Genomic DNA, 18437 nt, shown 5'->3' with positions numbered 1-18437 from the left:
GGGCAGTCCGTACAAGCGCTGCGCGTGGCCAGCCCCAAAACGCTTGTACACGCACTTCTAGGCCGCACGACATGATCGTACGGCCTGAAGGCACGGTAGCGGGTGGATAGTAGGGCATGCTCACGCTGTGCCGGGAGGTGGTGGACTAGGTGGTGAATCCGTCCCGGAAGTGTGTGGCGAATAGGCCGGGGAACTGGGTGGTGAATCCACCGGTTCATGAGGCTGAGCAGGCGGGTTAGCGAGCTTGCGCGCCGGGGCTTGCTCTGCAGCGGGGGAGTTATTGAGCTCCACCGAAGGAGAAAGCCCTCCGGTATGCGCTGAGCGGTAACCCACCCGGCCCGTTTCTGGGTCTCTTTCCGCATGCCCCATGCCATTGCGGCCATCGCGGTTATCGTTATTGTCCACGTGGTGCCGGCGGCAGAGCAGAGTGAGGTTCTGGAGGTCTGTAGCTCCCCCGTGGGACCACGCCTGCAGGTGGTGGACATCGCAGTCTTGCCACGGCCGGTTGCAGTCTGGGTGGGTGCACACGATTTCACTGGCGGCGAGCGCCAGCTTTTGCCACAGCGACGCGGTGCGCTTGGTGCGGCCGAGCTCGAGCGGGAAGCCTTTGTCATCGACGGCGCAGAAAAAGTCGTTCCGCGCAGCGCCCAAGCGGAGAAGATCGAGCGGGGATAGGTCGATTCCCACGCTCGTGGTGAAGCGAGTATCGCTGTTCATCGCTTGTAGCTCTTCAAGGGTAGTGGCCACGAAGAAGGATCCGAGGCCGTCCGATTTCTTTTGGCCTGCGGATAAGTAGCTGCCTAGTGCCGCGGTCAACTGATCCGCCATGCGCTGGGCATAGGTACGCGTATCGTCTTCGGGGCTCAGGCTCTCGCTGCCCTTATTCTTGGCAGGGGCGAAGGCACTGGCCAGGACCGCGGCGGCAGAGGCATCGAGGTAGCCGGAGATGTGCACGCCACCGTCCGCATCTTGGTGAGAAATGCTGAAGCGGCGCTTGCGGGTGGCCGCGTGCGGATCGCGCTTCCCGGAGGGATCCACGGCATGCTTATTCGCCTTGCGGATGGCCTGACGCAGCCAATCCCGCAGGGATTCATAGGAGCGGCGCTTGGCCTCTTCCAGGGCCTTATTGCGCAGCTCCCATGGCCCAGGAACCGCGAACTTATTGAGGTTGCGCAGTTCCCGTTCGATGAGGTTGAGGACGCGCTCTGGGATAGGGTCTTCCTCGAAGAGCTTCTTGCGGCGCTGTTCTTCCGCGCGGCGCTCACGATCGGCGCGGCGGCGCGCTTCCTCCTCGGCTTTCTTTTGCGCCGCCGCGTCTGCCTCGTCATCCTCTGGCGGGGGAGTAGGTTCAGGATCCTCGATGGGAGCAAAGAGGTTCTTGCCATTGCGCAGGCGGGCGGCGGCCTCAGATTCCGTGAGGCCAAGGCGGGCGACTAAGTAATCCTTGGCCTTAGAGGAGCCGACCCGCCTGCCGGCATCATCGCGCTCTGCAATGAAGGCAAAGGCGGCATCGATGGTGGATTTATTGCCCAACGCCCGCTCTAAATGTTCGAAGTTGGGGTGGAGCAACTCGAAGGAGAGATCGTCCGGATTCTGCATAAGGTTGCGCAGGCGCGTAAGTCCCGCAGCCACATCTGAAATGGCTGTATTGATTTCCGTGTGCTTGGCAGTTTCCATGGTTCCCTCCTTCCTGTTTCGCTTTCATGTTCTATTGTAATCCAATAAAACGCCAGCGCAACAGCAAGAAAGGAATTGGTCAATAGACTGTACATTCCCCACTTAAACGGGCCCAGCCGCAACCAAACGCAAGCAACCCCCCACCAAACAGCGCCCAAAACCACTAATCCGGAAACTTGGGCAACGCTGTTTCATCGAGCCATGCGGCAACGGTGGCATCGAAAAGAGCGGCGTCCGGCGCAGCCTCACGGAAGGCGGAGAGGAGATCGGAGGGCTCGACCACGGAGTGCTGATGCTGGGTGAGGTAAAAGGAGAGGGTGGGGAAGAAGGCATCGCCAAGCAGCCGGTGAATGGCGTGTACCGCGAGGGCCCCGCGCTTGTACACGCGATCATCGAACATATCGCGCGCGCCCGGATCAGAAACCTTGATGTCTTGGCGCTTGCGGGACAGGACCTGATAATGCGAGCGCGCCGCCTCGCGCGCGGATGCGCCGCCCTTGTGCTCACCCCACAACCACTCGCTGTAGCAGGCAAAACCCTCATTGAGCCAAATATCCTTCCACTCAGAAAGGCCAACGGAATTGCCAAACCATTGGTGGGACAGCTCGTGTGCGATGAGCCGCTCAAAGGCGTGATCACCCTTCACATGGTTGGAACCAAAGATGGACAGGCCTTGGGCCTCGAGGGGAATCTCCAGCTCATCCTCGGTAATGACGACCTGATAGGTGGGGAAGGGATAAGGCCCGTAAATAGAGGAGAAGAAATCCACCATCTCCTGCTGCTGGGAAAATTCCTCCCGCACGCGCTCGCGCAAGAACGCCGAGGCCCACGCCTGGGTATCAGGCCCCAGCGAATAAGAAGAAAACTCTCCTACCTGCACCGTTGCCAGGTACGTGGCCATGGGGTGGCGAGTGCGGTAGTGCCACCGGGTGGTGGAACCGCCGGCCTTGCGGGAGACCAACTCGCCATTGGAAATGACGGTAAAGGGGCTATCGGCGGTGATGATGATGTCATACGGAGCCTTTTCTGAAGGCGTGTCATCGCACGGGAACCAGCTGGGCGCGCCATTGGGCTGGCTGGCCACCAATGAGCCGGATTCGGTTTCCTCCCACCCAATTTCGCCCCAGGTGGTGCGGATGGGGCGCGGGCTGCCGCCGTAGCGAATGTGCAGCTCAAACTCGGTACCGGCAGAGATCTCGGACGCAAAACGCAGACGCAGCTTCCCGGAAGATTGGCGGAACTTAGCCACCCGCGGGGCATGCTTGGCGGTCACGCGCCGGGCCACCATCGCCCCGCCGAGGTCCAAAGTTAAGGAGGTCAGCTCTTCCACCGCGCGCACGCTTAAAATGGCCTCACCCTGCAGCAGGTTAGGCTCCACGCGGTAGTTCAAGTCCAGCGTGTAGTGGGTGATTTCAAAACCAAGGTTGAAGTCCACGCCGGTATAGGGATCAGTATGCGCACGCGAAAAGGCGGTAGGAAGCAATGTCATAATATTGCGATCCTACCGCCCGTCACGCGCAGCCGAAATTTAGCTATTGAATGCCCGCTCGAATACTGGCCAAGAATCCTTCAGATCCTCTTTCCAGTGCGGCCACGAGTGGGTTCCGGTATTGCGGAAGTTGTAGGTGGCTGGCACTCCGGCCTGGTCAAGCTTGGCCTTGAAGTTGTGGGTGCAGTAGTTCACCCCAGCTTCGATGCCGCCGCCCTCAACCTGCAGGGTAGAAGACCCACGGATGGCATCTTCTTGGTCCAGACCCATAGAGCGCAGGTAGCTATAAGTGTCCTCTTCACTTGCCAGGCCGGAACCGGAAGAAATGTATAGCTCGGTACCGTGCAGCTTATCGGCGTTCATCATGGCGTCGTTGTAACGGTTGGTCTCAGAGCCGTACGGGCCCCACATCTGGTCCACGCTGCCGCCGCCGCGGTTGACGGTCAGCTCTACGGCCTGGCGCTCCAGCGGGTAAGCGGTAGCGGCACAACCGGCGTATGAGCCCACTGCATCGTAGAAGCCCTGGTTGTGCTGAGCTAGCAGCAAGGAAGAGGTGGCGGACATGGACATGCCCGCGATGGCGCGGTGGTTATCGGCATTGATGTGCTTCTCGATGGCCCCCGGCAGCTCCTTGGTCAAGAAGGTCTCCCACTTTTGTGGTCCCTTGAGGAAGCCCGAATTCGGCTCAGAGATCCAGTCGGTGTAGTAGGAGAAAGCGCCGGCCTGCGGGACGACGACGTTGACGTCCTTCGAGTGGTAGAAATCAACGGCATCAGAAAGCTTCAGCCAATCCATGTCTTGTTCTGCCCCGCCTGCGCCATTGAGCAGGTAAATGGTTGGGCGGTTTTCGCTCTTGGCGCGGATGACGGCTAGCGGAATCTTCCGGTCATTCATTGCCGGTGAGGTTGCCTCGAGCTTTTCAACGCGCGCATCGTCCTTGTACTTCTTGTACCAGGACTTACCCTCGATTTCCGGGGTAGGCTCCAGCGGGGAAATCGTGGACTGTGCGGCATCGCCCGCCACCTGCTGCGGGGTCAGCTCGGCCGCGCCTGCCACGGGGGCATAAGCCAAGCCCGTGCAAACCGCAGCTGCCGCGAGGACAGAATTGAGACGCTTCATGGTGCTTCTTTCCTGTAGGGAGTGGACTCGATAACTATACTTCGGCCGCGAAAAATCGGCATGTTGAGGGAAGTATATTTAGTATTCCTACATGTAGACCTAACCATTAATAGTGCCCAATAAACGCCTGGCGGTAAAGACTTTCACTGATGTGGGGGAATAGTGGGGGTAGGCATACCTTCATTGCCTTTTCTGCTATCAATAATAAGTAACGCTGGGACAACTGAGGTTTCTATGTCATAATTTCCCAATGAAGCACGGCGTGACGCGGTTGGCACCTGTAATAACACACCTGTAATAACATCAGTAACGGCTGCGTTAGTGCTTTTAGTGTGAAAAGCTAAGCAGCGAGATTGTCTACTCGCGCCCCATCAAGAGAAAGAACTTCAATGAACCTTTTTGACTCCGCCCTCGTGTCCTTCAATGAATTCATTGGGCCATTCATCCACTCTGCAATGGATGCATATTCCAAGCTGCTAGCATCCTTGGGCGTGATTTAAGTCCAAGATTGCTTAAGGGCCCTGCGGAGGTGTATCTGCTGCTTGCCGATGCCCCCTTGCAGGGCCCTTTCCCTATCCTCACCGCGGCTTGGGGTGGGGTGCCCCCAAGTGTGACCAATTACGCGACATTCAGGACAAAGTTACGTATCCTGTAGGGCGTGACTAACGAACATTATGACGTAGTAGTACTCGGTGCGGGCCCTGGCGGCTACGTTGCCGCCATCCGTGCAGCTCAGCTTGGAAAGAAAGTCGCTGTTATTGAAAAGCAGTACTGGGGCGGAGTCTGCCTCAACGTAGGCTGTATTCCCTCCAAGTCGCTGCTGAAGAATGCAGAGGTTGCCCACACCTTCAACCACGAGGCGAAGGCTTTTGGCATCTCCGGCGATGTTTCCTTTGATTTCGGTGTAGCCCACAAGCGCTCCCGCAAGGTTTCTTCGGGCATCGTCAAGGGCGTTCACTACTTGATGAAGAAGAACAAGATCACCGAGATCAACGGTCTGGGTTCCTTCAAGGACGATAAGACCATTGAGATTACTGAGGGCGATGACGAAGGTAAGACCGTTACCTTTGATGACTGCATCATCGCCACCGGCTCCGTGGTCAAGTCCCTGCCTGGCGTTGAGCTCGGCGGCAATATCGTCTCCTATGAGGAGCAGATCCTGAACGAGGAAGCACCGAAGTCCATGGTCATCGTGGGCGCCGGCGCGATCGGCATGGAGTTTGCTTACGTGCTGGCCAACTACGGTGTGGACGTTACCATCGTGGAGTTTATGGACCGCGTCCTGCCGAACGAGGACAAGGACGTATCCAAGGAGATTGCCAAGCAGTACAAGAAGCTCGGCGTTAAGCTCCTGACCGGTTACAAGACCACCTCTGTAAAGGACAACGGCGACGATGTCACCGTTGAGGTGGAATCCAAGGATGGCTCCAAGCAGGACACCTTGACCGTGGATCGCGCCATGATCTCCATCGGCTTTGCCCCGCGCGTTGAGGGCTTTGGCCTTGAGAACACCGGCGTTGAGCTGACTGAGCGCGGTGCCATCGACATCGATGACCGGATGCGCACCAACGTTGACCACATTTACGCCATCGGTGACGTCACCGCGAAGCTGCAGCTGGCCCACGTGGCAGAGGCGCAGGGCGTTGTAGCGGCAGAAACCATTGCTGATGCAGAAACCCAATTCTTGGGTGACTACAACAACATGCCGCGCGCTACCTTCTGCAACCCGCAGGTTGCATCCTTCGGTTACACCGAAGAGGCAGCCAAGGAGAAGTTCCCGGATAAGGACATCAAGGTTGCTACCTTCCCGTTCTCCGCAAACGGTAAGGCAGCCGGCCTGAATGAGACCGCCGGCTTTGTGAAGCTTATTGCTGACGGCGAGTTCGGCGAGCTCATCGGCGGACACATGGTGGGCTCCAATGTTTCGGAGCTCTTGCCTGAGTTGACCTTGGCGCAGCGTTTCGACCTGACCACTGAGGAAATCGGCCGCAACGTACACACCCACCCGACCTTGTCTGAGGCCATGAAGGAAGCCGCCGAAGGTATCAGCGGCCACATGATCAACCTCTAAACAAGCGTCCCCCTATACCGCATAACGGCACCGCAGCGTTCTCCAGAAAGGAGGACCGCGGTGCCGTTTCGCTGTGTGCGGATAAAGCCCAGCTAGTAAGGCGCGACCGCCGAGCGGTGGATATCGATATTGATTGCCTCGTTGATGGGCGGGAAAGCGCGCTGCGAGCAGTTTTCCCGGGCGCAGGTGCGACACCCTGGCCCGATGGGGGTGGCGGCGTGGAGATTGGTGAGGTCGAGGCCCTCCGCATAGACCGTGCGATCGGCGTGGCGGGCCTCGCAGCCCAAGCCAATGGCGAAGAGCTTATTGGTATCGCCGTAGCGTCCCTGATGGTGCTGCACGGCGCGGGAAATCCACAGGTAGTTGCGGCCATCGGGCATTTGCGCGAGCTGGCGCGAGATGACACCTGGACGGGTGAAGGTCTCGTAGACATTCCAGAGCGGGCAGGTGCCGCCGTTATTGGAAAAATGTACGCCGGTAGCGGATTGCCGCTTGGACATATTGCCGGCGCGATCCACGCGCACGAAGGTAAACGGAATGCCGCGCAGGTTATCGCGCTGCAGGGTGGAAAGCCGGGAGGCGACCGTCTCGTATCCCACGCCGAAGACCTGGCATAGGTATTCCACGTCGTAGCCGGCGCGCTCGGCCTCGCTGTGCATCATGGTATAGGGCATGAGTGTGGCGGCGGCGAAGTAGCTGGCCAGGCCGCGTTTTGCCAAGCTGCGGGAGGAATCAGAGGTAAAGGGCTCATCGGCCACGAGCACGGAGATCTGGTCCTGGGCCTCGAGCAGGCCGAGCTCGGCGGCCATGCGGAAGGCGCGTTGGCCCTCGCTCAGGCGCGAGGCGAGCGTGAACTGCCCGCTCTCGCGGTCAAAGCGGTGCAGCGTGCCATCCATCTGCGCCGTCAGCTCGATTTCTACGCCGTGTTTCTCGCGCAGCCGGTTTGCCAGCGCTTTTTCGGTATCGCGAATGCCGAACCCGGAAACGCCGAGGTCACCGGCAAGCTCCTCTGCGTGATGGTCCAGCCCGTCCAAGTAATTCTGCCGGGCATAAAAGAAGTCCCGCACCTCATCGTGTGGCATGGATAGGGCAGCGGCGCTTTCCGATGTCCTCCTCGTATCCGTAGCCAGCGACAGCTTATCGCGCACATTGCGGTAGCGGCGGTGTACATCGACAAGCGTGCGGGCGACGGTGGGGTGGTTATACACCAGCTCCGATAGCTCCTGGAGCTCCACGGGGGAGGGGCACAGCTCTTTGTCTTGGATGACGTCCTGAATCTCCGCGAGGAGGCGGGAATCATCATCGCGGGAGAAAAACGTGGCGTCGACGCCAAAGACCTCGGTGATGCGCAGCAGCACCGGCACGGTGAGCGGACGGACGTCGTGTTCAATCTGGTTGACGTAACTGGCGGAAAGGCCGAGGGTGCCAGCTAGGGAGGCTTGGCTGAGATCGCGTTCACGGCGAAGCTGGCGAAGGCGAGAGCCCACATACGTCTTACTCATGCGCCAAAGATTACTAGTAGAAAGCGCGGCTGTGCATCTTTATGGCGAAAATTTTGTGAAGACTCTTCGCTACCTGGACACGGGGTTTGTGGGGTTTCATGCGAAAGTTTGACACATAAAGGGGTGGGTTAATCACTCGCGTAACACGGAGTGGTGAAGCTCACAGTTTGGTACATAAATATGAAACATCTGTATTGCGTAAATGGAGGTAGCCAAGGTGACAGCGTTTTCATATTCTTCTTATCAGGATACCCTTACCTAAAAGATCTTACCGCCTAGTCATGCTTGCGAACCGGGAGTAAATAACCGCTCGAAAATAACTAGTAACCAGCGGTTAAGCCCGGTTAAGGTGAGTATGACTATGGAGGTGTCATGACTTTAAGAAATCCGGACCGTGAGGCAATTGCTCACGGACACATCACTAATGAACCAATTCGTCAGAATCCCGGAACGCCATCGTGGGTACTGAAGCTCATCATGGCCGTTACCGGTTTGCTCTTTGCGCTTTTCGTGGTCGGCCACATGGCCGGCAACCTGAAGCTGTACATGCCGGCACACAACGGTGAGCCCGCCCTGGATGAGTACGGCGAGTTCCTGCGCTCTATGGGTGAACCGCTGCTGCCGCACGGCTCTGCCCTGTGGATCATCCGCATCGTGCTGATCGTGGCAATTCTGGCCCACATCTACGGTGCCTTTACCTTGGCTTCCCGCTCCAAGGCATCCCGCGGCAAGTTCAAGCGCACCAACCTGATGGGTGGCCTGGATTCCTTCGCCACCAAGTCCATGCTGGTAACCGGTGTAGTGCTGCTGCTCTTCATCATCTTCCACTTGCTGGACCTCACCTTGGGCGTACAGCCGGTTGCTCCAGAGGCCTTCGTTGAAGGTTCTGTCAAGGCCAATATGATCGAAACCTTTAGCCGTTGGCCGGTCACCATCTTCTACGTGCTGGCAATGTGCTGCCTCTTCCTGCACCTGACCCACGGCATCCGCCTTGCCGCATCTGACCTGGGTATCACCGGTGCAAAATGGCGTCAGACCTTCTTGGTCTTGGCGTACATCATCCCGGCCGTTGTATGCATCGGCAACATCGTTATGCCTTTGTCCGTTGCCCTGGGCTTGGTCAGCTAAAGGAGATAGGAACCCATGACTACTACTGAACTCAAGCGTGAACACCCCAACTTCTCGCACCCAAAGTCCATCGTTGAGGGCGTCTCCGCTGGTAATATCCTGGAATCCCAGGAACCGCACGGCGTGCCGATGAAGGATATGTGGGCTCACCACGTTGACCACATGAACCTGGTCTCCCCACTGAACCGCCGCAAGTTTGAGGTCCTCGTCGTAGGTACCGGCTTGTCCGCGGGCGCTGCTGCGGCAGCCCTTGGTGAATTGGGCTACGGCGTTAAGGTCTTTACCTACCACGACTCCCCGCGCCGCGCGCACTCCATTGCTGCGCAGGGTGGTGTCAACGCCTCCCGTGCCAAGAAGGTGGATAATGACTCCGCTTACCGCCACACCAAGGACACCGTAAAGGGCGGCGACTACCGCTGCCGCGAGTCTGACTGCTGGCGCCTGGCCAACGAGTCCGTTCGTGTTATCGACCACATGAACGCCATCGGCGCCCCGTTTGCCCGTGAATACGGCGGCACCTTGGCCACCCGTTCCTTCGGTGGTGTGCAGGTCTCCCGTACCTACTACACCCGTGGCCAAACAGGTCAGCAGCTGCAGCTGTCCACGACCTCTGCACTGTACCGTCAGATCGGCCTGGGCAATGTGGAGCTTTTTGCCCACAACGATATGCAGGACATCATCACCTATGAGGACAACGGCAAGAAGCGCGCGGGCGGCATTGTCACCCGCAACCTGATTACCGGTGAGCTCAAGGCCTTCACCGGCCACGCCGTCATCCTGGGTACCGGTGGTTACGGCAACGTTTACCACATGTCCACCCTGGCGAAGAACTCCAACGCCAGCGCCATGATGCGCGCTTATGACAAGGGCGCTTATCTGGCTTCCCCGGCGTTCGTGCAGTTCCACCCGACGGGCCTGCCGGTCAACTCTGACTGGCAGTCCAAGACCATTTTGATGTCGGAGTCCCTGCGTAACGATGGCCGCATCTGGTCGCCCAAGGAAGAGGGCGACGACCGCGACCCGAACACCATTCCGGAAGAAGAGCGCGACTACTTCTTGGAGCGCCGCTACCCGGCCTTCGGTAACTTGGTTCCCCGTGACGTTGCCTCCCGTGCAATCTCGCAGCAGATTAACAAGGGCCTGGGCGTTGGACCGCTGAAGAACTCGGTCTACCTGGACTTCCGTGACGCCATCGAACGTTTGGGTAAGGATAAGATCCGCGAGCGTTACTCCAACCTCATTCAGATGTATGAAGAGGCCATTGGTGAGTCCGCGTACGAGACCCCCATGCGCATCGCTCCTACCTGCCACTTCACCATGGGGGGCCTGTGGACCGACTTCAACGAGATGACCTCTATTGACGGCCTCTTCGCCGCCGGTGAGTGCTCTTGGACCTACCACGGTGCTAACCGCCTGGGCGCGAACTCCCTGCTTTCGGCTTCTGTTGACGGCTGGTTCACCCTGCCGTTTACCATCCCGAACTACTTGGCTGACCACCTCAACGAGGACAAGCTGGCCGAGGACTCCGCTGAGGCACAAGAAGCCGTGCAGAAGTCCCAGGAGCGCATCGACAAGCTGATGCAGGTCCACGGCGATGACCCGCACGGTCCGTCCCACTACCACCGCCAGCTGGGTGACCTGCTGTACTTCGGCTGCGGTGTGTCCCGTAACGTCGAGGACCTGAAGGACACCATCGAGAAGATCCGTGCCCTGCGCGATGACTTCTGGAAGAACGTCCGCATCCCTGGTGAGGCGAATGACATGAACCAAGTCCTGGAATACGGCCTGCGCGTTGCCGATTACCTGGACCTGGGTGAGCTCATGTGCATCGACGCCCTTGACCGCGATGAGTCTTGCGGCGCTCACTTCCGCGAAGATCACCTTTCTGAAGAAGGCGAAGCCGAGCGTGACGACGAAAACTGGTGCTTCGTTTCCGCCTGGGAGCCGGGCGCGAACAAGAACGAGTTCATCCGCCACGCAGAACCCCTGTACTTTGACTCGATCCCGCTGATGACAAGGAACTACAAGTAATGAAATTGACACTTGAGATCTGGCGTCAAGCCGGACCCACCCAGGAAGGTAAATTCGAAACCGTCCAGGTGGATGATGCCTCCGAGCAGATGTCCATTCTGGAGCTATTGGACCACGTCAACGACGGCTATGTTGAGCGCGGCGAAGAACCGTTCGCTTTCGCTTCTGACTGCCGCGAGGGCATCTGCGGTACCTGTGGTTTGACCGTCAACGGTCGCCCACACGGCCCGGGCCAGAACACCCCTGCCTGCCAGCAGCGCCTGTTCAACTTCAACGATGGCGACACCATTCAGCTCGAGCCCTTCCGCTCCGCTGCGTACCCCGTCATTAAGGACATGGTGGTTGACCGCTCCGCACTGGACCACGTGATGGAGCAGGGCGGTTACGTATCCATGGATGCCGGCACCGCACCGGATGCCGATACCATGCACATCAACCACGAGACCGCCGAGTACTCGCTGGACCACGCCGCTTGCATTGGTTGCGGTGCCTGCGTTGCTGCCTGCCCGAACGGTGCGGCACACCTGTTCACCGGCGCCAAGCTGGTTCACTTGTCCATGATGCCGCTGGGTAAGGAAGAGCGCGGCAGCCGTGCCCGCAACATGGTTGCTGATTTGGAATCCAACTTCGGCCACTGCTCCCTCTACGGTGAGTGTGCCGATGTCTGCCCGGCTGGCGTCCCACTGACCGCAGTATCTGCCGTTACCCGCGAACGTGCACGTGCTGCTTTCCGTGGCAAGGACGACTAAGCTAGAGTTATTCCGTAGGAATACTAGGAACGAGAGAAAGACAGAAAGACTCCGCCATGAGCGATAACACCCACGTAGTTGCTGACTACCAGAGCGAAACGTATCCGGAGTTCTCCGGCAAGATTCAGGACAACTACATCGAAGGCTACGACCCAGTATCCTTCGCAGCTCCTCACTCTTCCCTTCTCCGCACCTCCACGTGGGTCGGCATGGGCTTGATCCTGTCTTGCCTGCCGGCAGCCGGCATCCTCATCTGGGGCCTCGGCGTGTGGGACACCCCGCTGGGCACCGCAGGTGAAGGCAACTACGGCCTGACCATCGCCATCGGCGTCATTTCCTTGGTTGTGGTGGCCATCGCCGCCGCCGGCACCATCCACTATGGACGCCGTTACTACCGCCAGTACCGCAAGGAAACCGGCCGAGTTAACTAGTATTCGCTCTTAAGCACCTCCAGCCCCACCTCCAATAGCATTGAGAACATGCCAGGAGGCGGGGCTATTCCTGTTTTGACGGGAGAGCTGGCGCTTGCCGATGCCCCTTAGCGCCCAACCCGCATCTCCTCGAGGTTGAACTGGCCCCTATGTGCTGGACGCCTGATATCCAGCACAGTCGGGTTGGCAAGATTGGTAATCTACCACCATGTCCAGGTACTCCGAACAGTTCAAGCGCGATGCCGTGGCCCTCTATGAGAACAATGAGGGCCTTTCGCTGAACTCAGCATCAGCAGAGCTCGGTATCAACCGTGCGTCGCTGCATTCATGGGTCAAGAAGTACGGCACCGGTAAACGTGCCCGCATAAAAGCCATGCAGGATAAAGCCCAGCCGGTAGATGATTCCGAGCGGATCCGCCAGTTAGAAAAAGAACAAGCACAACTGCGCGAAGAATGTGACATCCTGCGCAAGGCCGTCACATATTTTGCTTAAAGCAGTCCCACTGGTGATCGGCCCTCATCCCCGGCGTGGGTCAAGCCTCGTTCTATGGTCGATCCTGGATTCTCATTATGGAAATGCTAGTCTTTATCTTGAAAGCCTCGGAACGATCCCTGCACTACGGAAGTAGGAGTAAATCGCCGAGGTTATTGATTTTTCCGGGTAATTAACGCCTTGTGCACCGGCACGAGGCTTACCACGGGTTACAGATAAACCACACTAGCGGACGCAACCTTATGCCTTCTCTAGGTGGCAATTGCCGGGCCCGCTGGATGTCTCAGTAAATAGCTGTTCTTGCATTCACCCAACACGCTGAGGGAGACGTAAAAGGGGAGGAGCATGCGAATTGTCGATGCCTCCCCAGCGTCACCCTATGCTCACACAGTTCTGGGGAGGCGTGGCCTAATTACTCAGAGCTGAAGCCAAGCCCGTGCCCGACCTCTCGATGCGTCTACATTCTGGGGACAGGCCCACGAAGGAATCTAAACCGCGCGCATAGCCAAACGAAGGGTGCTCGGGCATATATGCTTAATGGTCATGGCCTCTCCGACTGTTTTGATCGAGCTACTATTCGCCACAACCTCACCGAGTTCAAACTTCGGTGGCTTGACCACATTGAGCAGTGGAGGGCGGAAAACCGGCCTGCGACCGAGTCGAGTCACGATCAACAATTCTGGGGCGACCTTCTCGATTGCTTTGGAGTTAACGCCCGCGACCTGTACCTGTACCAGCGCAGTGCTAAACGCGCCTCGACGGGGCGTACTGGAAAGATCGACATGTTCATGCCTGGCAAAGTCATTGGTGAGGCCAAGTCCCTTGGAGTACCGCTCGACGACGCCCACGTTCAGGCCCTCGATTACCTGCTGGGCGGTACCATCCCGAACTCGCAGTTGCCGGCGTATGTTGTCTGCTCCAACTTCGAGACCCTGCGGGTTACTCACCTTAACCGCGACTATGTAGGCGATAACGCAGCTTGGGACATCACGTTCCCATTGGATGAGATTGACGAGCACGTCGAACAACTCGCGTTCCTCGCCGACTATGAAACTAGTGCCTACCGTGAGGAAGAAAAAGCTTCATTAGAAGCTTCTCACCTGATGGTGGAACTCTTCCGCGCGATGAACGGCGACGAGGTAGATGAAGCTGTAGGCGATGAAGCACCCACCACTCCGGAGGAAGAAGACGAGCGCGTTATGCGCACTTCTATCTACCTCACCCGAATTCTTTTCCTTCTTTTCGGTGATGACTCGGGATTATGGGATACCCCGCATTTGTTTGCGGACTTTGTGCGCAATGAAACCACCCCGGAATCACTTGGCCCACAGCTTAATGAATTATTTAGCGTGCTTAATACCGCCCCGGAGAAGCGACCAAAGCGTTTGCCGTTGACGTTAGCGAAGTTCCCTTATGTCAATGGTGCTTTGTTTGCCGAGCCGTTGGCCTCGGAGTACTTCGACTACCAAATGCGCGAAGCCTTGCTTGCTGCTTGTGACTTTGATTGGTCGACGATTGACGTCTCCGTCTTTGGCTCCTTGTTCCAGTTGGTTAAATCGAAGGAAGCTCGCCGCGGCGACGGCGAGCACTACACGTCTAAGGCCAACATTATGAAGACGATTGGCCCGCTTTTCCTAGACGAACTTCGAGCTGAGGCAGACAAACTGGTGTCTTCTCCATCGACGTCGGTGGCTGCGCTGGAGCGCTTCCGTGACTCCCTCTCCGAGCTGATCTTCTGTGACCCAGCCTGCGGCTCTGGCAACTTCCTCCTGCTGGCATACCGGGAATTGCGCCGGATTGAAACGGACGTGATTGTCGCAATCCGTCAGCGTCGCGGCGAAACCGGAATGTCATTGAATATTGAGTGGGAGCAGAGGCTTTCCATCGGACAGTTCTACGGCTTTGAGTTGAACTGGTGGCCTAGCAAGATTGCCGAGACCGCGATGTTCCTGGTGGACCACCAAGCCAATAAAGAATTAGCCAATGCTGTCGGTAGGCCCCCTGAGCGCTTGCCGATTAAAATTACTGCCCACATTATTCACGGTAATGCCTTACAGCTTGGTTGGAAAGACATACTTCCATCTGCTGCCAATAAGACTTATGTTTTCGGCAATCCGCCGTTTATTGGCCAATACACCAAGACTGCAGAGCAGACTGCGGATATGAAGCGGGTCTGGGGGAAAGACTACGACGGCTATTTGGATTACGTCACCGGCTGGCATGCAAAGGCAAAAGATCTACTTGCCGACCGACCCGGCGAGTTTGCCTACGTGACCACCAACTCGATTACCCAAGGCCAACCAGTCCCTGCATTGTTTGGGCCCTTATTTCAAGAAGGATGGCGAATTAAGTTTGCCCACCGCACCTTTAAATGGGACTCTGAAGCACCCGGAAAGGCCGCTGTTCACTGCGTCGTTGTTGGCTTAACCCGGGATAGTGAAGCTAAGCCACGTTTATGGGATTACCCAGATATTAAGGGAGAACCCGTTGAGCAGTCAGTGGGACAGAGGATTAATGGATACCTTGTCGACGGCCCAAATGTGTTAGTTGTGAAGCGCTCTAAGCGGCTAAGTTCTGTCCTTTCTGAAGTTAAGGGTGGTCGAAAGCCCGCTGAGAATGGGAATCTCATCGTTGAGCTAAACGACTATGAAGAAGCTGTTCAAGATCCACACGCCGCTAAATATCTCAGGCCGTTTCGCGGCGCTAAGGAACTACTGCGCGGTATCAGGCGATGGTGCTTCAAGCTCGATGATATGGATCCCAAAGACCTAAATAATTCCCCCATCTTGCAGCAGCGAGTTACCGCCACCTACGAGTGGCGTAGTTCTCAGCGGGAAACCGGAGACGCCTACAAACTTAAAGACACTCCGGCAATCTTCCGTCCTGGGCCTGAACCGAAAGATAATTTCCTAGCTATGCCGAGTGTTGTAAGTGAAACCCGGAAGTACTACACCGTTCAGTGGCTAAGTCCTGAGTATGTACTTTCGAATCTTGCGTTCTGGGCAAATGACCCTGACGGGCTGCAATTCTCTCTAGCATCGTCATCGATGTTTATCGCATGGCAAAGAACTATTGGTGGGCGTCTTAAATCTGACCTTCGGTTCGCAAACACATTGACTTGGAATACTTTCCCTGTGCCAGAGATAGACGAGAAGTCACGGCAACGAATTATTAAGGCTGGCCAGAAGGTTCTCGACGCTCGCGCGCTTCATCCAGAGCGCTCACTAGCTGAGCACTATAACCCGCTCGCAATGGCACCAGAGCTTTTAAAGGCTCATGATGGTCTTGACCGAGAAGTGGACAAAGCGTTTGGTGCTTCTCGCAAGCTCACTACGGAGCGTCAGCGCCAAGAGCTACTGTTTGCTAACTACGAGAAGCTCATCTCAAACGAGTCCTAAGAACACTCGATATGTCTTGTCATAGGGCAAGACATAGGGGTAGCCATCTGCTTTAGTATGTGACCGATCCTCCGGATTGGGGACATCGGTATTTGCAATGGTGGCTGTCTATATTTCGCGGGGAAGCAGTGGGATGGCGTGGCTTTGGTGCCAGGAGTTGGTGGCTTGGAATGCTTCACCTTGGCTCAAAATCTTGCGCCCAATTTCGCCGCGTTTGACCCCGAAGAGTGCGTGGAGCATGTTCACCGTGGCGGTCGCATCAGCTACAGCAGCGTGCGCGTCCGGATTGTTTAGGCCTAGGCGGTCTAGGAGCGCAGGCAGGTTGTAGGGGCCATGGTCGAGCATTTGCTTGGCAAGGTCAATGGTGTCAATAAAGGGGAAGTACTCCTCTTCGCTATTCTCGGCACCGGTCATGCGGTCTACCTCAGCAATTATCATTTTTGAGTCGAAGGGGGCGTTGTGCGCAAGTAGCTGCATACCGTCGATATAGCTGGTGAAATCTCCGTACACATCGCTAAACGTTGGGGCAGAAGCGACCATGTCATTGGTAATGCCGTGAATATGGGAGTTTTTAATGGCCTTACCGTCAGGCGAAAGCAGTGTGTGCCAAGTGTCGACGGGATTGAAGTGTGCGTCGGCGCGGACGGCAGCAAGCTCAATGATACGGTCGTAGCGCTTGTTAACGCCGGTGGTTTCGGTATCAATGACCGCAAAGACCGGTTCGCCCGGATTACGTGGGGTGTAGCGGTTGAAGAGATTTTCTAAAAAGCCCATGATCCTAAGGCTATAGGACCAAACCGACACGCCGTTCTAGCCGGAATCGAACATAGCGGCCAGCGTATGGAGAGTTCCTCATTGCTCGTTTGGCTGACGTATGCTGTTCAGATTCATTGGCGTTCATAGGCTTAACCAGGAACGTCAGCGGTCCAATGCGTTTAGTAGCCACTAGTGTTATAGACCGAAGCTCAAATGCACCTTCACAATCCCCAAGGAGAACACATGACGCACCGCTCGGACGCAGAGCTCGATACGGCGAGGGAGCCGGCATCGTCAGGCACCGGTGTGCCGCAGGCCGGCAACCAAGAGGCACGCCGGGCGGACCTGCGGCGGTGGAAGGCAATTGCGCTGTCGCTGCTTTTGCTGGCGGCGGTGATCTTTTTGGGGTGCTCGTGGTGGCAAGCGTCGGAAGGCGGCGCGCCGGTGTGGGTCGGCTACGTGCGTGCGGCAGCAGAAGCTGGCATGGTCGGTGGCCTGGCGGACTGGTTTGCGGTGACCGCGCTATTCCGCCGGCCGATGGGGCTGCCTATCCCGCACACCGCGCTGATTCCGAATAATAAGGACCGCGTGGGCGATGCCTTGAGTGACTTCGTGGAGGAAAATTTTCTTACCGCGGATGCGCTGAGCGCCAAGGTGCGAGATGCCGAGCTGCCGCTGTGGCTCGCGCGCCAGGGGGCAGAACCTGGCAAGGCGGAGGAAGTTTCCGAATGGATTGGTAAGCGTGCCGCCAGCGTCGTGGAGGACCTCGACCCGGCTGAGGCAGAGCAATTCATCCGCACCCAGGTCATGGACCGCCTAGCGGAGCCGGAGTGGGGGCCGCCGTTGGGGCGGTTGCTGGAGAGCTATATCGCGGACGGTAAGGCGCGCCCACTGGAGGATGACCTCATTGACTGGGCACACGGCAAGATCCTTGGGATGGAATCGACCGTGGTTACGGCCATCGATGAGCGCATGCCTGGGTGGGCGCCGCGCTTTGCCCGCGAGATGGTGGGGGACAAGGTCTATAGTGAACTCGTTAATTTCGCCGAGGAAGTCCGCCGCGATGGCAACCACGAGGCCCGCCTGGCCATTCGCCGCAACCTGTCCAAGCTGGCTGCGGACCTGCAATGGGATGCGGATATGCGCGAGCGCATCGAGGGCATCAAACAGGAGATGCTCGCCTCTGATCAGGTGCAGCAGGCGCCGGCAGCGATGTGGCGCACGATTTCCACTACGCTAATTGATCAGTTCAATGACCCGGAATCCTTCCTGCGGCAAAAGATGACGGCCAAGGTGAAGGAATTGGCGCACCGTTTGCTCGAGGATTCCGAGTTCCTAGCCCAAGCCAATGACCTCGTGGACAAGGCCGCGCGCTACGCGGTGGAGAAGTTCGCCCCGGAGATTATCGCGATCATCCCGGAGACCATCAAGCGCTGGGATGCGCAGGAAGCTTCGCAGAATATCGAGCTGATGGTGGGCAAGGATCTGCAATTTATTCGCCTTAACGGCACTATCGTCGGCTCCCTGGCAGGCTTGGCCATATATGCTGTTAATCATCTCATTTTCGGCGCCTAATGCACCGGACTAAACCAT

At 57.4% G+C, this 18437-nt stretch carries 13 protein-coding genes; 8 read left to right on the top strand and 5 right to left on the bottom strand.

All coding sequences use genetic code 11. From position 1 onward, the window contains the following. Positions 1 to 120 precede the first annotated feature (120 nt). The 3 genes from MHX65_RS04160 to MHX65_RS04150 all read right to left on the bottom strand — a co-directional run bounded on the left by MHX65_RS04160 (position 121) and on the right by MHX65_RS04150 (position 4285). Entirely contained in the window at positions 121 to 1677 is a 1557-nt protein-coding gene (locus MHX65_RS04160) for an HNH endonuclease signature motif containing protein (RefSeq protein WP_239268890.1), read from the bottom strand. Positions 1678 to 1840: 163 nt separating this feature from the next. After that, a complete protein-coding gene (locus MHX65_RS04155; protein ID WP_239268889.1) occupies positions 1841 to 3166 on the bottom strand; it encodes a M1 family metallopeptidase in 1326 nt (441 codons plus the stop codon). Positions 3167 to 3205: 39 nt separating this feature from the next. Then, complete coding sequence (locus MHX65_RS04150) at positions 3206 to 4285, bottom strand: alpha/beta hydrolase (protein ID WP_239268888.1); 1080 nt, start codon at positions 4283 to 4285, stop codon at positions 3206 to 3208. A 658-nt stretch (positions 4286 to 4943) separates the two neighbouring features. Here MHX65_RS04150 and lpdA point away from each other — a divergent pair. Beyond that, the gene (gene lpdA / locus MHX65_RS04145) at positions 4944 to 6356 is read left to right on the top strand and encodes a dihydrolipoyl dehydrogenase (protein ID WP_239268886.1); all 1413 of its coding nucleotides are present in this window, start codon (positions 4944 to 4946) and stop codon (positions 6354 to 6356) included. A gap of 92 nt (positions 6357 to 6448) precedes the next feature. On the opposite strand, the gene ramB is transcribed toward lpdA, so the two are convergent. Further along, positions 6449 to 7858, bottom strand: a complete 1410-nt coding sequence (ramB, locus tag MHX65_RS04140) for an acetate metabolism transcriptional regulator RamB (RefSeq protein ID WP_239268884.1) — start codon at positions 7856 to 7858, stop codon at positions 6449 to 6451. Between the two features lie 372 nt (positions 7859 to 8230). Here ramB and MHX65_RS04135 point away from each other — a divergent pair, with 372 nt between their 5' ends. The 6 genes from MHX65_RS04135 (at position 8231) to MHX65_RS04110 (ending at position 16088) form a co-directional block, all read left to right on the top strand. After that, positions 8231 to 8986 carry a succinate dehydrogenase cytochrome b subunit gene (locus MHX65_RS04135; RefSeq protein ID WP_239268882.1) on the top strand — a complete coding sequence of 252 codons (756 nt, stop codon included), beginning with the start codon at positions 8231 to 8233 and terminating at the stop codon, positions 8984 to 8986. Positions 8987 to 9001: 15 nt separating this feature from the next. After that, the gene (locus tag MHX65_RS04130) at positions 9002 to 11017 is read left to right on the top strand and encodes a fumarate reductase/succinate dehydrogenase flavoprotein subunit (protein WP_005276564.1); all 2016 of its coding nucleotides are present in this window, start codon (positions 9002 to 9004) and stop codon (positions 11015 to 11017) included. After that, positions 11017 to 11766 carry a succinate dehydrogenase/fumarate reductase iron-sulfur subunit gene (locus MHX65_RS04125; protein ID WP_126318127.1) on the top strand — a complete coding sequence of 250 codons (750 nt, stop codon included), beginning with the start codon at positions 11017 to 11019 and terminating at the stop codon, positions 11764 to 11766. The genes MHX65_RS04130 and MHX65_RS04125 overlap by 1 nt, the downstream gene beginning before the upstream one ends. A gap of 56 nt (positions 11767 to 11822) precedes the next feature. After that, the gene (locus MHX65_RS04120; RefSeq protein WP_005276566.1) at positions 11823 to 12197 is read left to right on the top strand and encodes a hypothetical protein; all 375 of its coding nucleotides are present in this window, start codon (positions 11823 to 11825) and stop codon (positions 12195 to 12197) included. Between the two features lie 208 nt (positions 12198 to 12405). After that, on the top strand, positions 12406 to 12690 hold the full coding sequence (locus tag MHX65_RS04115; protein WP_239268880.1) for a transposase: 285 nt from the start codon (positions 12406 to 12408) through the stop codon (positions 12688 to 12690). Between the two features lie 530 nt (positions 12691 to 13220). Continuing rightward, positions 13221 to 16088 carry a DNA methyltransferase gene (locus tag MHX65_RS04110; RefSeq protein WP_239268878.1) on the top strand — a complete coding sequence of 956 codons (2868 nt, stop codon included), beginning with the start codon at positions 13221 to 13223 and terminating at the stop codon, positions 16086 to 16088. A 108-nt stretch (positions 16089 to 16196) separates the two neighbouring features. On the opposite strand, the gene MHX65_RS04105 is transcribed toward MHX65_RS04110, so the two are convergent. Further along, positions 16197 to 16862: a 3'-5' exonuclease gene (locus tag MHX65_RS04105; protein WP_239268876.1), complete on the bottom strand. Its 666-nt coding sequence runs from the start codon at positions 16860 to 16862 to the stop codon at positions 16197 to 16199. A gap of 225 nt (positions 16863 to 17087) precedes the next feature. Between MHX65_RS04105 and MHX65_RS04100 the strand changes: the two genes are divergently transcribed. Further along, positions 17088 to 18419, top strand: coding sequence for a DUF445 domain-containing protein (locus tag MHX65_RS04100; protein WP_239268874.1), 1332 nt, complete (start codon positions 17088 to 17090; stop codon positions 18417 to 18419). Positions 18420 to 18437 lie beyond the last annotated feature (18 nt).

It is taken from the genome of Corynebacterium sp. ACRPS, from assembly GCF_022346005.1.
Taxonomy (GTDB): domain Bacteria; phylum Actinomycetota; class Actinomycetes; order Mycobacteriales; family Mycobacteriaceae; genus Corynebacterium.
The sequence above is the reverse complement of the archived record's forward strand: the minus strand, read 5'-3'. Positions and strand labels throughout refer to the sequence as shown.

What these genes read in the sequence shown, in the direction of transcription:
- MHX65_RS04160 (WP_239268890.1), bottom strand. Translation starts at nt 1,677, where the DNA reads ATGGAAACTGCCAAGCACACGGAAATCAATACAGCCATTTCAGATGTG.
- MHX65_RS04155 (WP_239268889.1), bottom strand. Translation starts at nt 3,166, where the DNA reads ATGACATTGCTTCCTACCGCCTTTTCGCGTGCGCATACTGATCCCTAT.
- MHX65_RS04150 (WP_239268888.1), bottom strand. Translation starts at nt 4,285, where the DNA reads ATGAAGCGTCTCAATTCTGTCCTCGCGGCAGCTGCGGTTTGCACGGGC.
- ramB (WP_239268884.1), bottom strand. Translation starts at nt 7,858, where the DNA reads ATGAGTAAGACGTATGTGGGCTCTCGCCTTCGCCAGCTTCGCCGTGAA.
- MHX65_RS04135 (WP_239268882.1), top strand. Translation starts at nt 8,231, where the DNA reads ATGACTTTAAGAAATCCGGACCGTGAGGCAATTGCTCACGGACACATC.
- MHX65_RS04130 (WP_005276564.1), top strand. Translation starts at nt 9,002, where the DNA reads ATGACTACTACTGAACTCAAGCGTGAACACCCCAACTTCTCGCACCCA.
- MHX65_RS04125 (WP_126318127.1), top strand. Translation starts at nt 11,017, where the DNA reads ATGAAATTGACACTTGAGATCTGGCGTCAAGCCGGACCCACCCAGGAA.
- MHX65_RS04120 (WP_005276566.1), top strand. Translation starts at nt 11,823, where the DNA reads ATGAGCGATAACACCCACGTAGTTGCTGACTACCAGAGCGAAACGTAT.
- MHX65_RS04115 (WP_239268880.1), top strand. Translation starts at nt 12,406, where the DNA reads ATGTCCAGGTACTCCGAACAGTTCAAGCGCGATGCCGTGGCCCTCTAT.
- MHX65_RS04110 (WP_239268878.1), top strand. Translation starts at nt 13,221, where the DNA reads ATGCTTAATGGTCATGGCCTCTCCGACTGTTTTGATCGAGCTACTATT.
- MHX65_RS04105 (WP_239268876.1), bottom strand. Translation starts at nt 16,862, where the DNA reads ATGGGCTTTTTAGAAAATCTCTTCAACCGCTACACCCCACGTAATCCG.
- MHX65_RS04100 (WP_239268874.1), top strand. Translation starts at nt 17,088, where the DNA reads ATGACGCACCGCTCGGACGCAGAGCTCGATACGGCGAGGGAGCCGGCA.